This is a genomic window from Klebsiella sp. KP20-425-1 (genome assembly GCF_025813515.1).
GTDB lineage: Bacteria > Pseudomonadota > Gammaproteobacteria > Enterobacterales > Enterobacteriaceae > Klebsiella > Klebsiella pneumoniae.
Map to the genome: position 1 here is coordinate 1,591,667 of NZ_CP109614.1, position 13,310 is coordinate 1,604,976.

Annotated in this window: 10 protein-coding genes and 1 tRNA gene; 6 read left to right on the forward strand and 5 right to left on the reverse strand. The window is 58.8% G+C overall.

Features of this window, described 5'->3' with window-relative positions; genetic code table 11:
- The first annotated feature begins 242 nt into the window (after positions 1 to 242).
- The 5 genes from OHJ17_RS07825 to mgtE all read left to right on the forward strand — a co-directional run bounded on the left by OHJ17_RS07825 (position 243) and on the right by mgtE (position 6,240).
- Positions 243 to 1,145 carry a porin gene (locus OHJ17_RS07825; RefSeq protein ID WP_267303077.1) on the forward strand — a complete coding sequence of 301 codons (903 nt, stop codon included), beginning with the start codon at positions 243 to 245 and terminating at the stop codon, positions 1,143 to 1,145.
- A gap of 73 nt (positions 1,146 to 1,218) precedes the next feature.
- A complete protein-coding gene (ada, locus tag OHJ17_RS07830; RefSeq protein ID WP_004211965.1) occupies positions 1,219 to 2,283 on the forward strand; it encodes a bifunctional DNA-binding transcriptional regulator/O6-methylguanine-DNA methyltransferase Ada in 1,065 nt (354 codons plus the stop codon).
- Complete coding sequence (gene alkB, locus OHJ17_RS07835) at positions 2,283 to 2,936, forward strand: DNA oxidative demethylase AlkB (protein ID WP_267303078.1); 654 nt, start codon at positions 2,283 to 2,285, stop codon at positions 2,934 to 2,936. The genes ada and alkB overlap by 1 nt, the downstream gene beginning before the upstream one ends.
- Positions 2,937 to 3,010: 74 nt before the next feature.
- Complete coding sequence (locus OHJ17_RS07840) at positions 3,011 to 4,654, forward strand: multidrug ABC transporter permease/ATP-binding protein (RefSeq protein ID WP_004175044.1); 1,644 nt, start codon at positions 3,011 to 3,013, stop codon at positions 4,652 to 4,654.
- Between the two features lie 149 nt (positions 4,655 to 4,803).
- Positions 4,804 to 6,240: a magnesium transporter gene (mgtE, locus tag OHJ17_RS07845; RefSeq protein WP_002912996.1), complete on the forward strand. Its 1,437-nt coding sequence runs from the start codon at positions 4,804 to 4,806 to the stop codon at positions 6,238 to 6,240.
- On the opposite strand, the gene OHJ17_RS07850 is transcribed toward mgtE, so the two are convergent.
- Positions 6,203 to 7,363 carry a SulP family inorganic anion transporter gene (locus OHJ17_RS07850; protein ID WP_072196982.1) on the reverse strand — a complete coding sequence of 387 codons (1,161 nt, stop codon included), beginning with the start codon at positions 7,361 to 7,363 and terminating at the stop codon, positions 6,203 to 6,205. The genes mgtE and OHJ17_RS07850 overlap by 38 nt on opposite strands.
- A gap of 359 nt (positions 7,364 to 7,722) precedes the next feature.
- Between OHJ17_RS07850 and mqo the strand changes: the two genes are divergently transcribed.
- The gene (gene mqo, locus OHJ17_RS07855) at positions 7,723 to 9,357 is read left to right on the forward strand and encodes a malate dehydrogenase (quinone) (protein WP_009486440.1); all 1,635 of its coding nucleotides are present in this window, start codon (positions 7,723 to 7,725) and stop codon (positions 9,355 to 9,357) included.
- A 66-nt stretch (positions 9,358 to 9,423) separates the two neighbouring features.
- Here the strand turns inward: mqo and eco are convergent, their stop codons facing one another.
- The 4 genes from eco to yejM all read right to left on the reverse strand — a co-directional run bounded on the left by eco (position 9,424) and on the right by yejM (position 13,297).
- A complete protein-coding gene (gene eco, locus OHJ17_RS07860) occupies positions 9,424 to 9,915 on the reverse strand; it encodes a serine protease inhibitor ecotin (RefSeq protein WP_004175048.1) in 492 nt (163 codons plus the stop codon).
- A gap of 174 nt (positions 9,916 to 10,089) precedes the next feature.
- On the reverse strand, positions 10,090 to 11,199 hold the full coding sequence (locus tag OHJ17_RS07865; protein WP_002912992.1) for an AI-2E family transporter: 1,110 nt from the start codon (positions 11,197 to 11,199) through the stop codon (positions 10,090 to 10,092).
- 184 nt (positions 11,200 to 11,383) lie between these two features.
- Positions 11,384 to 11,460: transfer RNA gene (locus OHJ17_RS07870), tRNA-Pro, on the reverse strand.
- 76 nt (positions 11,461 to 11,536) lie between these two features.
- Positions 11,537 to 13,297: an LPS biosynthesis-modulating metalloenzyme YejM gene (gene yejM, locus OHJ17_RS07875; RefSeq protein ID WP_002912990.1), complete on the reverse strand. Its 1,761-nt coding sequence runs from the start codon at positions 13,295 to 13,297 to the stop codon at positions 11,537 to 11,539.
- Positions 13,298 to 13,310: the final 13 nt, after the last annotated feature.

Sequence of the window (13,310 nt, forward strand, 5' to 3'; positions counted from 1 at the left end):
TTAAATATTTTTTTTGATGATTAGTGCGTATTTCCCTGACCATTTTGCGGTGAAAAAAGTTCCGCTGAATTTACAAATTGAAACATCTTGTGGGAACTTTGAAACATCTTAGAAGTTTTAGTATCATATTCTTGTTGGATTATTCTGCATTTTGCAGCACAATGAAATAGCCGACTGATTAGAAGGGTAATCAGTAAGCAGTGGCATAATAAAAGGCATATAACAAACAGAGGGTTAATAACATGAAAGTTAAAGTACTGTCCCTCCTGGTACCGGCTCTGCTGGTAGCAGGCGCAGCAAATGCGGCTGAAATTTATAACAAAGACGGCAACAAATTAGACCTGTACGGTAAAATTGACGGTCTGCACTACTTCTCTGACGACAAGAGCGTCGACGGCGACCAGACCTACATGCGTGTAGGCGTGAAAGGCGAAACCCAGATCAACGACCAGCTGACCGGTTACGGCCAGTGGGAATACAACGTTCAGGCGAACAACACTGAAAGCTCCAGCGATCAGGCATGGACTCGTCTGGCATTCGCAGGCCTGAAATTTGGCGACGCGGGCTCTTTCGACTACGGTCGTAACTACGGCGTAGTATACGACGTAACGTCCTGGACCGACGTTCTGCCGGAATTCGGCGGCGACACCTACGGTTCTGACAACTTCCTGCAGTCCCGTGCTAACGGCGTTGCAACGATCTCCCGCTATCTGGTGTCGGTGGGCGGGGCGCTGGTCAGCCGCGGGATGAACGGCGAAGGCAAGCCCTGGCGGGTAGCGATCCAGAAACCGACCGACCGCGAAAACGCCGTTCAGGCGATTGTCGACATCAATGGTCACGGCATCAGCACCTCCGGCAGCTATCGCAACTACTATGAACTCGATGGCAAACGCATCTCGCACGTTATCGATCCGCAGACCGGGCAGCCGATAACCCATAAGCTGGTCTCCGTGACCGTCATTGCGCCAACGGCGCTGGAGGCGGACGGCTGGGATACCGGACTGATGGTGCTGGGGCCGGAAAAAGCGCAGCAGGTGGTGCGCGAGGAGGGGCTGGCGGTCTACATGATCGTTAAAGAAGGAGAGGGTTTTAAAACCTGGATGTCGCCGCAGTTCCGCACTTTCCTTGTCGGCGAGAAAAATTAAAAAGCAAGATTGCGGGTTTTTTACTGCGGGCTTTACCACAGACTGAGGGTACACTTACAGCTGGAGACCCGTCATGAAACCGATAGTTGCCGATACCGATGATCGCCGCTGGCAGGCGGTCTGCGAACGTGATACCCGGGCCGATGGTCAGTTCGTCTTTGCGGTACTGACCACCGGCATCTGCTGTCGTCCCTCCTGCCGCTCGCGGCGCGCACGGCGGGAAAACGTACGCTTTTTTGCCGACGTCGCCGCCGCCGTGGCGGCGGGATTCCGCCCCTGCAAACGCTGCCAACCGGATAAAGACTACCCGCAGCAGCAAAGGGTCGACAAAGTGGCGCAGGCCTGTCGGCTGCTGGAGCAGGACGCGCCCCTGACCCTCGAGGCGCTGGCAGGCCAGCTGGCGATGAGCCCGTTTCATTTCCACCGTTTATTTAAATCCGTCACCGGCATGACCCCTAAAGCCTGGCAACAAGCGTGGCGGGCGCAGCGCCTGCGGGAAGCGCTGGAGCAGGGGATACCGGTGACCCGCGCCGCGCTGGCGGCTGGTTTTCCCGACAGCAGCAGCTATTATCGCCAGGCCGACGCAGCGTTAGGGATGACCGCCAGCCAGTTTCGCCGCGGCGGCGCCGCCACCGTGGTAACCTGGACCACGGGCGACTGCGCGCTGGGTCGTTGCCTGGTGGCGCAGAGCGAGCGCGGCGTCTGCGCGGTGCTGCCGGGTGATAACGATGCGGCATTGCTCGACGACCTGCGCCGGCGCTTTCCCAATGCCGAGCTGCGTGAAGGCGACCCCGATTTTTGTCAGCAGATGGCCGAGATTTTCGCCCACCTCGACGACAGCCGGCGGCCGGTATCGCTGCCGCTGGATCTGCAGGGCACCGCGTTTCAGCTGCAGGTCTGGCAGGCGCTGCGGCAGATCCCGGCGGGCGAGACCCGCAGCTACCGCCAGGTGGCAGAGCATATTGGCCAGCCGCGGGCGGTAAGAGCCGTGGCCGGCGCCTGCGCGGCGAATTCGCTGGCGGTGATTGTTCCCTGCCACCGGGTGGTGCGTGAAGATGGCGCCCTGTCCGGTTATCGCTGGGGAACGGCGCGAAAAGCGCAGCTGCTGGCGCGCGAGGCCCAACATGAGGAGGAGTAATGCTCGATCTGTTTAGCGATACCTCACCGTGGCAGGAGCCGCTGGCCCCCGGCGCGGTGGTGCTGCGGCGATTTGCCCGCGAACGCGCCCCGGCGCTGCTGCAGGCGATAGCCGACGTCGCCAGTCAGTCGCCGTTTCGCCAGATGGTCACGCCGGGCGGGTACACCATGTCGGTCGCCATGACCAACTGCGGCGCGCTGGGCTGGACTACCGATCGCCACGGCTATTTGTACGCCCCGGTCGACCCGGTAACCGATCAAACCTGGCCGCCGATGCCTGCCGTATTTCATGAACTGGCGCTGGCGGCGGCCGCCGCCGGCGGCTATCCCGAGTTTTCCCCCGACGCCTGTTTGATTAACCGCTATTGTCCTGGCGCAAAACTGTCGTTGCATCAGGATAAAGATGAACAGGATCTGCGGGCGCCGATTGTCTCGGTCTCGCTGGGCTTGCCGGCCATCTTTCAGTTTGGCGGCTTGCAACGCAGCGACCCGCTGCAGCGGCTGCTGCTGGAGCATGGCGATGTGGTGGTCTGGGGCGGCGAGTCGCGCCTGTTTTATCATGGCATTCAGCCGCTGAAAGCGGGGCATCATCCGGAAACGGGCGACTGTCGTTACAATCTCACCTTCCGACAGGCGGGCGGTCGCCAGTATTAAAATAAGAATTATTCTTGATGTCATCGGCGAGCCGTTTAAACTGCTGGCTGTTTTGCTTTTGCGGATAGCCTGTTATGGAACTTCTCTCTCTCGTCTGGCGCCAGTACCGCTGGCCGTTTCTGGGCGTTATTGCTCTCAGCCTGCTCAGCGCTGCGCTGGGTATCGGCTTAATCGCTTTCATTAACCTGCGTCTGATCACCTCTGTCGATACCTCTCTGCGGGTCCTGCCGGAGTTTCTTGGTCTGCTGGGGCTGCTGATGGCGGTGACCCTGGGTTCGCAGCTGGCGCTAACCACCCTCGGCCACCATTTTGTCTATCGTCTGCGCGGTGAGTTTGTTAAACGCATCCTCGATACCCAGATTGAACAAGTAGAGAAGATCGGCAGCGCGTCGCTGCTTGCCGGGCTGACCAGCGATATCCGCAATATCACCATCGCCTTTGTGCGCCTGCCGGAGCTGGTGCAGGGGATCATTCTCACGTTCGGCTCCGCGGCCTACCTCGCCTGGCTGTCAGGAAAAATGATGCTGGTGACGGCGCTGTGGATGGCGCTCACCATCTGGGGCGGCTTTGTGCTGGTCTCGCGGGTGTACAAACATATGGCCAGCCTGCGCGAAACGGAAGATAAACTGTATCACGACTATCAGACGGTGCTGGAGGGGCGTAAAGAGCTGACCCTCAACCGCGAGCGCGCGGAGTATGTGTTTAACCAGCTCTACCTCCCGGACGCCCGGGAGTACCGGCACCATATCGTTCGCGCCGATACCTTCCACCTCAGCGCGGTCAACTGGTCGAATATTATGATGCTTGGCGCCATCGGGCTGGTGTTCTGGATGGCCAACAGCCTCGGCTGGGCCGATACCGCCGTGGCGGCGACCTATTCCCTGACGCTGCTGTTTCTGCGCACGCCGCTGCTCTCCGCCGTCGGCGCGCTGCCCACGCTGCTCAGCGCCCAGGTGGCGTTTAACAAGCTGCGTCAGTTCTCCCTCGCCCCGTACCGGGCCGACTTTCCCCGGCCGCAGGCGCATCCTGACTGGCAGACGCTGGAGCTGCGCGATGTCACCTTCCATTATCCGGACCAGCGCTTTGCGGTAGGGCCGCTTAATCTGACGCTGAAGCGCGGCGAGCTGGTGTTTCTGATAGGCGGCAACGGCAGCGGCAAGTCAACGCTGGCGATGCTCCTGACCGGCCTGTACCAGCCAATATCCGGTCAGATCCTCGTCGACGGCCAGCCGCTGGCGGCGGAGAGGCCAGAGGAGTACCGCAAACTGTTTTCCGCAGTGTTTACCGACGTCTGGCTGTTTGACCGCCTGCTCGGGCCGCAGGGCGAGGAGGCCGATCCGGCGCTGGTGGCGACATGGCTGGAGCGTCTGCAAATGGCCCACAAGCTGCAGCTGGAGAACGGAAAAATCGCCGACCTGCGGCTGTCGAAAGGGCAGAAGAAGCGCGTGGCGCTCCTGCTGGCGCTGGCCGAGTCCCGGGACATCATTCTGCTGGATGAATGGGCGGCGGATCAGGATCCGCATTTCCGCCGCGAGTTCTACCAGGTCCTGCTGCCGCTGATGCAGCAGATGGGCAAAACCGTGTTCGCCATCAGCCATGACGATCACTACTTCCAGCACGCCGATCGTCTGCTGGAGATGCGCGCCGGCCAGCTCGCCGAACTTACCGGCGAAGAGCGGGAACAGGCTTCCCGCGATGCGGTGGCCCGTACGGCCTGACAATCGCCACGCGCCCGGGAAAAGCCCGGGCGCCGCTGAAATTTTCAGCGTCTACATCGCTGACGGTTATTATTTCCCCCTCCTCGCGCTATGCTTAAGGCTTCCGGCCCGCAGGCCGGCTCACCATTCTCAAAAGGATTGCCCGATCGATGTCCGTTTTGCATAAAAAAAGCGCCCGCTTGCGTGACGAAGAGCGCGCCCGTCTGATTTGGCTCTTGAGCACCGATAAAGCGGTGACTTCCGCGCTGCTGGGCAAACTGACGCTGGCTGAACGATATGATGAAGGGACGCTGGCCGATGACCTGGCCGAAGTGGAAATGCTGGTCTCGCATCTGCCGCCGCCGGATCTCGCCGATGCGCTGGAAGCGCTCCCCTATGACGCCCGCACCGCGCTATGGTGTCTGGTGCCCGACGATAAACGCGGCGAAGTGCTGCTGGAGGCCTCAGAGAACGTCTGGGGCGACCTGATCGACAAGATGAGCGACCCCGAGCTGCTGCAGGCCATGCAGCCGCTGGATATCGATGAACAGGTTTACCTGCTGCAGCATCTGCCGCGCAACCTGACCGGACGGCTGCTGGCGACCCTGCCGGCCGAGAAGCGCGCCCGTATTCGCCAGATTATGCGCTACGCCGACAACAGCGTCGGGTCGATCATGGAGTTTGAGGTCATTACGGTGCGACCGGAGGCCACCCTGGCGGCGGTGCAGCGCTATCTGCGGCGTCTCGGTAAAATGCCGGAAAACACCGATAAGCTGTTCGTTACCACCCGTAACAAGCTGCTGCTCGGCGAGCTGGAGCTGCAGACCATTCTGCTCAATGATGCGCAGAAGCGGGTGGGGGAGGTGATGGAGGGCGACCCGGTCACCTTTCAGCCGCACGAAGAGGCGGAGAAGGTGGCGCGCACCTTCGAACGTGATGACTTGCTCAGCGCCGCCGTCATTGATGCCGACGGCAAGCTGATCGGGCGCCTGACCATCGATGAGATCGTCGATGTGGTTTATGAAGAAACCGATAACGATCTGCGGCGGATGGGCGGCCTGAGCGATGAAGAGGATGTCTTCGCCCCGGTCAGCAAAGCGGTGAAAACCCGCTGGGCGTGGCTGGCGGTCAATCTGTGTACGGCGTTTATTGCTTCCCGGGTCATCGACGGCTTCGAACACACCATTTCACAGCTGGTGGCGCTGGCCTCGCTGATGCCGATCGTCGCCGGGATCGGCGGCAACACCGGCAACCAGACGATCACCATGATCGTCCGGGCGATGGCGCTGCAGCAGATCCAGCCCGGCAGCTTTACCTTCCTGATCCTGCGTGAAATGGGGGTCGCCCTGATTAACGGTCTGGTGTGGGGCGGGATTATGGGGGCCATCACCTGGTGGCTGTATGACGATCCGCAGCTCGGCGGGGTGATGACGCTGGCCATGATGCTCAACCTGCTGATGGCGGCGATGATGGGCGTGATAATCCCGATGGTCATGGTGAAGCTGGGGCGCGACCCGGCGGTCGGCTCTAGCGTGATGATCACCGCCATCACCGACACCGGCGGCTTCTTTATTTTTCTGGGTCTGGCGACGCTGTTTCTAATGTAGCCTGCGCTTTTGCCCGCAGGCGGCGGGGGATGATCGCCATCGCGACAATCCCCGCCAGCACACCGATCGCCAGATTGCTGGTTCCCACCGTCGCGGCGACGGTCACCAGCATCACCAGCGTTTCCGGCCACGGATTACGCGCCAGCTCGCCCGGGCGAATGCTATGCCAGCTAAAGGTTTTCACCGCCACGATCACCATCACCCCGGCGAGAACCGCCATCGGGATCTTCGCCATCACCTGGCTGAGCGCTGTCACCAGCAGGAGCAGCACCAGGCCGGCGATTACCGTTGAGAGGCGGCTGCGGGCCCGGCCCATTTCCACGTTCACGATAGTCTGGCCGATCATCGCGCAGCCGGCGATGCCGCCATAGCAGCCGGCAAGGATATTGGCGATACCCAGCCCGGCGCTTTCCCGCGATTTGTTCGACGGGGTATGAGTGAGATCATCCACCAGCTTAGCCGTCAGCAAGGACTCCATCAGGCCGACAAAGGCGATGCTGAGGGCGCACGGCCAGATTATCTGCAGGGTGGTCAGGTTCAGGGGAACGGTCAGGGCGGTGAACCCCGGCAGGCCGCCGCTCATTGACCCTTCATCGCCGACGGTCGGCAGCTGCTGGCCGGTGGTCGCGGTATAGAGGGTGAGCGCGACGATGGCGATCAGCGGCGCCGGGATAGTCTTAATAACGCGCGGCGCCCACAGGACGATAAGCAGCGTCAGGACGAACAGGCCAACGATTAGCGGTTGTCGACTCCAGAAATGCGGCACCTGAGCAAAGAAAATCAGGATCCCAAGGGCGTTGACGAAGCCGGTCATCACCGCCGGGGGAATAAAGCGCATCAGGCGCGCCATGCCGCACAGACCAAACAAAATTTGAATAATACCCGCCAGAATGACAGCCGGTAAAATGTACCCCACGCCGTGCTGATGCACCATCGGGCCAATCACCAGCGCCACCGAGCCCGCGGCGGCGGTGACCATCGCCGGGCGTCCGCCGAAGACTGACATCGCCAGGCAGAGCACCACCGAAGCAATCAGGCTTACCTGCGGGTCAACGCCGGCAATGACTGAAAACGAAATCACTTCAGGGATGAGCGCCAGGGCGGTGAGCACGCCGGCCAGCACTTCGCGCGTCAGTAAAGACGGGGAGCGGAGGATGGGACGGAGGTTGCCGGAAGCGGCGGGGTCAGAAACTGGAGGCATAAAAAAAGTTCGCAGCTTATAAAAAAAGAGGGAGCGGTGTCAGGCCCTGCTTCCGTGCGGTCTGTCACAAAACCAGGGATGATAGCGCGGAATCTGTCAGCGCACCAGTACAAAAAGTGATTTGGTGTATACATTTATTAAACATTTTTATAACGGATCTCAAAACAGAACTTAAAATTTAAACAATATTTAAATTTTTGAGCTTCGGTGGTAACGTGAGGGGTGAGAATCGTATCACCTGCGCTAAATAAAAACAGCGAGTAAAGTAAGGCTCAAATCCGATGAATAAAAAGATGGCCGTACCACGCTCACAGGCGGTTGGTCCCAACAGCACTCGGACCAACACCCGCCATGAGCAAGAGACGGATGTATTGTTGATTGGCGGCGGCATTATGAGCGCCACACTGGGAACCTGGCTGCAGGAGCTTGAGCCAGACTGGTCTATTACCATGGTTGAGCAGATGTCCAGCGTGGCGGAAGAGAGCTCAAACGGGTGGAATAATGCGGGTACCGGCCACGCGGCGCTGATGGAGCTGAACTACACGCCGCAGACCGCCAACGGCATCAATATCGACAAAGCGGTCGACATCAACGAAGCCTTCCATATCTCGCGTCAGTTCTGGGCGCATCAGGTGACGCGCGGCGTCCTGAACAAACCAAAATCTTTCATTAACAGCGTGCCGCACATGAGCTTTGTGTGGGGCGAAGATAACGTCAACTTCCTGCGTGCGCGCTACGCGGCGCTGCAGCAAAGTGAACTGTTCCGCGGTATTCGCTATTCTGAAGACCATCAGCAGATCAAAGCCTGGGCGCCGCTGGTGATGGAAGGCCGCGACCCGCTGCAAAAGGTCGCCGCCACTCGCTCAGAAGTGGGAACCGACGTCAACTATGGTGAAATTACCCGCCAGCTGATCGCCGGTCTGCAAAAGCATGATAATTTCTCCCTACAGCTGGGCACCGTGGTGCGTCGCTTCAAGCGCAACGCCGACAAGAGCTGGACGGTCACCCTGGCGGATGCCGACAATCGTCGTCAGAAGCGGGTCATTAAAGCTAAATTTATCTTTATCGGCGCCGGCGGCGCAGCGCTGACCCTGCTGCAGGAGACCGGCATTCCGCAGGCCAAAGAGTATGCGGGCTTCCCGGTCGGCGGCCAGTTCCTGGTCTGCGAAAATCCGGAGGTGGTGAACCACCATCTGGCGAAGGTCTACGGTCAGGCCGAAGTGGGCGCGCCGCCGATGTCGGTGCCGCACATCGATACCCGTATTATCGACGGTAAACGCGTGGTGCTGTTCGGACCATTCGCCACCTTCTCGACCCGTTTCCTGAAGAACGGTTCGCTGTGGGATCTGCTGGCCTCGACGAATACCTCAAATATTTTGCCAATGCTCAACGTCGGCCTGGACAACTTCGATCTGGTAAAATATCTGATTAGCCAGGTGATGCAGAAAGATAAAGATCGTCTGGCCGCGCTGTGCGAATATTATCCGGAAGCGCGGAAAGAGGACTGGCGGTTGTGGCAGGCCGGTCAGCGCGTGCAGATCATTAAGCGCGACGCGAAGAAGGGCGGGGTACTGCGCCTGGGCACCGAAGTGGTCAGCGATGATGAAGGCACCGTCGCGGCGCTTCTCGGCGCGTCGCCAGGGGCCTCCACCGCGGCGCCTATCATGCTGCAGCTAATGGAAAAAGTGTTTAAAGATAAAGTCAATTCGCCGGAATGGCAGGCCAAGCTGAAGGCGATCATCCCAACCTACGGTATTCGTCTTGACGGCAATCCGGCGGAGATCGAGAAAGCGCTGGCGTGGACCAGTGAAGTGCTGGAGCTGAAATATCAGCCAGCTGGGGCGGTGGATGAGGTACCGCAGGCGGAGCTGAAGCCGCTGAGCGGCGGCAAGCCGATGGCGGATATCGCGCTCTGATAAACGCTCTGACAAAAACGGCAGCCTGCGGGCTGCCGTTTTTTATTGCCGTTTGCGCTGTTCGCCTTAGCGGACGACGGCGTTGCCGATAGTCTCGTCGGCGCGCCAGATGCGATATTTCACATCGACATTGCTCGGCGTGTATACCACGATCGGCAGTTTGCTGTTGTAGCGCAGCATGGCGTCATCCCCGAGGCCGGCAGTGACAAATTTCTTCTCTTTTTTGCCGTCCGGGCAGGCCATCATAGTGGATACCGGGCCGCTCAGCTTCTCAAAGACATAGTAATCATAGCCCCAGCCTTCCAGGGTTTTACTTTCCAGTTCCCCGCCGAGACGATGATGGTTGCAGTCGACTTCCAGCGTCTGGCCGATCATCAGCTCAACCTTGAGCGCCGACTCATCCTGCTGCTGCGGCAGCTGAATAACCTGACGCTTCATGCCTTTTTCCGCTTTCGGGAACGGCGCGACTTTTTCCAGCGGCTGGTCTGCGGCCAATGCGCCAGCGGACATGCAGGCGGCGGTCAGCAGAGAAACGGCTAGCGTAGTGATTTTTTTCACGGTTGATCATCCTTTATTTTCGTTCCTGACAGAGATAGCCTATCATCACTCAGCTGAATGTTAAGATTTATTTACCAATTTTTGCAAAATGAATAGTGTTATCTACTGGTAAGACATCGGCCGCGCAGAGCGCAAGAGAGGCGCTGGCGGGCCGCCAGCCCCCTGCCGGGAAAGCTATTCATTACGGCTATTTTTCGCTTCCTCAATAAACTCTTCATCGATTTCATCGGTATTGCCGGCATGTTCTCGTCCCGACAGCAGGTTCCAGCAGGCGATAAACAGGGCGGCGATCAGCGGCCCGATCACGAAGCCGTTGATACCGTAGATCTCCATGCCGCCCAGAGTGGCGATAAGGATCAGATAGTCCGGCATCCTGGTATCCTTGCCCACCAGCAGTGGACGCAGAATGTTATCCACCAGGCCAATCACAATCACAAAGAAGCCGACGATAAAGGCGCCCTGCCACAGTTGGCCGGTGGCGAAGAGGTAGATGGCCGCTGGCACCCAGATAATGGCCGAGCCCACCGCCGGGATAAGCGACAGAAACGCCATCAGCGCTCCCCAGAGAATGCTGCCGTCCAGACCGGCGATCCAGAAGGCAAAGCCACCCAGCGCCCCCTGCGCCAGCGCCACGGCGACGGTACCTTTTACCGTGGCGCGGGCCACAGCGGCGAATTTAGCGAACAAATGCTGCTTCACATAGCTTGATAACGGTAGAGACTCGAGGATCAACAGCACCAGATAAGGTCCATCCTTCAGCAGGAAAAACAGCAGATACAGCATGATGCCGAAGCTGACGGTGAAGCCAAAAGTCCCTTTGCCAATCAGAAACGCGCTGCCAGCCAGATACTGACCGCCTTTCAGAGCGGCATCAGAGAGCTGCTGCTGGATCTGCTGCGCGCTATCAAGGTTATGATCGGCGAGGAAGCTTCTGGCCCAGCCGGGAAGATGGGCGAACAGGCTGGCGACCACCGTCGGAAACTGGGTGTCGTTATGCTGCAGTTTGCTGTACACCAGGTTGAGCTCGTAGGCCAGCGAGGAGAGAATGATAGCCAGCGGCGTAAAAACGATAAGACAGATAATGACGATGGTCATCAGCGCCGCGAGGCCATTGCGCTCGCCGAGGCGGGTACGGATCTTGTTTTTGACCGGATTAAAAATCACCGCGAGGATCGCAGCCCAAAGGATGGCGGAATAATAGGGTGAGAGAACATCAAAAAAGGCCAAGGTTACAATGAAGACGATAAGGATGAAAAATCCTTTGGTAAGTCCATTAACTCTCATGTTATCCGCTCCTGCTTATGAGTCATACGGTCGAATAATAGATGCTACGACGTAATTTACCATCAGGATAGTCGTACATCTTCACGATACATTGAAGAAAGGGCACAAATTAAGCGAGCGGGCGGCAACAGGGGAAACAGGCATAAAAAAACCAGCCTTAAAAGGCTGGTTTCTGTGGAGTTTTTGGTCGGCACGAGAGGATTTGAACCTCCGACCCCCGACACCCCATGACGGTGCGCTACCAGGCTGCGCTACGTGCCGACGCGTGGGGAACAATATTACCCGTTCCCCAGGCGAATGCAAGCGGGTCACGCGCGATTGATTCATAATTAATCAATCAGTTAGCGATAAAGCGTTTTTCGTCAGTCAGGACCTGCAGCAACAGGCTGAGCTGCGGTTTCTGATCTTTAATTTTCTCGCCGTCGCGGCTCCAGGTGGTATAGGTGCCGTTATGGTTGAGGACCACGGTGATGGTCGGGGTGGTGATGGCCAGCGTATCGCCGTTGGCCGCGGTGACCCAGTTACGACGCCGCGCGGCGCTGAACAGATCTTCTCCCTGCGAGTACTCATTGGCCGGCGTCGAAACGTGAAGCAGGCGCTGCATCAGCGTAGTCATCACATCTTTGTTATCGGTCAGGGTGGCAATCTCCTGCGCCGGCGTGCCCGGCCAGTGAATAACCAGCGGCACCTGCAGCTGCTCGCGCGACCAGTCGAACGCGTCGTGTTTCGCATTCAGCGGCTTGCCGTGGCCGCCGGTAATAATTACCACCGTATTATCGAGTTTGCCGGCTTCGCGCAGCGCAGTCAGCACCCGATCGATCTGGGCATCAACGTCGCCTGCCGCCTTGCTGTAGCGGCGGACAAAGCCCTGCTGCTGCGTGTCGTCGAGAGTGGTGCCATTGAGCGAGATCCACGAGAACCAGCGATTCTCATCCTGCGCGTAACGGTCCAGCCAGCCGATCCACTGATTGGCCGTCTGCTCGTCGCTCTGGGTCTTCGCGCTCGGCAGCGAGAAATCGGAGAGCAGCGCCTGGCGATACAGCGGGCTGCTAAACCCATCGGAGGAGAAGAGGCCCAGCTGGTAGCCTTGCTGGTTGAGGGCAGTAATCAGCGCGGCGGGAATACGCGCCGAGAGGACACCGTCCATATAGCCAGGCGAAATACCGTAGAACAAGCCAAACAGGCCGCTGTCGGCGGTATTGCCCGAGCTCATATGCTGGGTAAAGTTAACGTTTTCTTTGGCAAATGCCGCCAGCGCCGGCATGGTCTTTTCAAACCGCGAGTAGTTCAGGTTGTCGACGGTGATCAGCAGCACGTTGTAGCCCGCGCCGAGGTCACGGTAGCGCAGGTTGCTAAGCGGATACTGGACCGATACCGCCTCCGGCGCCCCTTGCTCCACCAGACGACGCTGATAATCCTGGGCGTCGAGCAGGCCATGTTTCTCAAGGAAACGACGGGCGGTCATCGGATAGGAGAGCGGCAGATTCGCCCGCTGCATAGTGATCGGGCGATAGAAATTGGCGTCCGCCCAGATATAGACCAGGTGGCTGCTGACGAACGACAAAAAGAAGAACCAGGCGACCGGGCGGGCGTAGTGGCGGCGGCGCGTCAGGCTGCGCAGCTTTTGCCAGCTCCAGGTGGCGAAGAGCATTTCAATCAAGAAGATGACCGGGACGCTGATAAACATCAGCTGCCAGTCGCGCGCCATCTCATTCTGGTCAGGGTTGATGACCAGCTCCCAGACGACCGGGTTTAAGTGCAGATGGAAGCGGGTAAAAACCTCGCTGTCTATCAGCAGCAGCGTCATCCCGGCGGTGGCAAGGATCACCGACAGGAAGCGCATCAGGCGCTGCGAGACCACGATAAAGGTCAACGGAAAGAGGATCAGCACATAGCTGGTAAACACCAGAAAGCTGAAATGCCCGACGAGACTGACGTACGAAAACAGTCGTCCGGCAAGCGTCGTCGGCCAGTCGGCGACAAAAAGGTAGCGGCTGCCGAGCACCATGGCCAACAACATGTTGAACAGGGCGAACCAGTGCCCCCAGCTAACCATCTGGGAGACTTTTTCTCGGTAGGGCTGACGTAGAGTCACCATATACTGTTGCTGT

Coding starts and splice junctions, on each gene's coding strand:
- OHJ17_RS07825 (WP_267303077.1), top strand. CDS start 243: ATGAAAGTTAAAGTACTGTCCCTCCTGGTACCGGCTCTGCTGGTAGCA.
- ada (WP_004211965.1), top strand. CDS start 1,219: ATGAAACCGATAGTTGCCGATACCGATGATCGCCGCTGGCAGGCGGTC.
- alkB (WP_267303078.1), top strand. CDS start 2,283: ATGCTCGATCTGTTTAGCGATACCTCACCGTGGCAGGAGCCGCTGGCC.
- OHJ17_RS07840 (WP_004175044.1), top strand. CDS start 3,011: ATGGAACTTCTCTCTCTCGTCTGGCGCCAGTACCGCTGGCCGTTTCTG.
- mgtE (WP_002912996.1), top strand. CDS start 4,804: ATGTCCGTTTTGCATAAAAAAAGCGCCCGCTTGCGTGACGAAGAGCGC.
- mqo (WP_009486440.1), top strand. CDS start 7,723: ATGAATAAAAAGATGGCCGTACCACGCTCACAGGCGGTTGGTCCCAAC.
- OHJ17_RS07865 (WP_002912992.1), bottom strand. CDS start 11,199: ATGAGAGTTAATGGACTTACCAAAGGATTTTTCATCCTTATCGTCTTC.
- yejM (WP_002912990.1), bottom strand. CDS start 13,297: ATGGTGACTCTACGTCAGCCCTACCGAGAAAAAGTCTCCCAGATGGTT.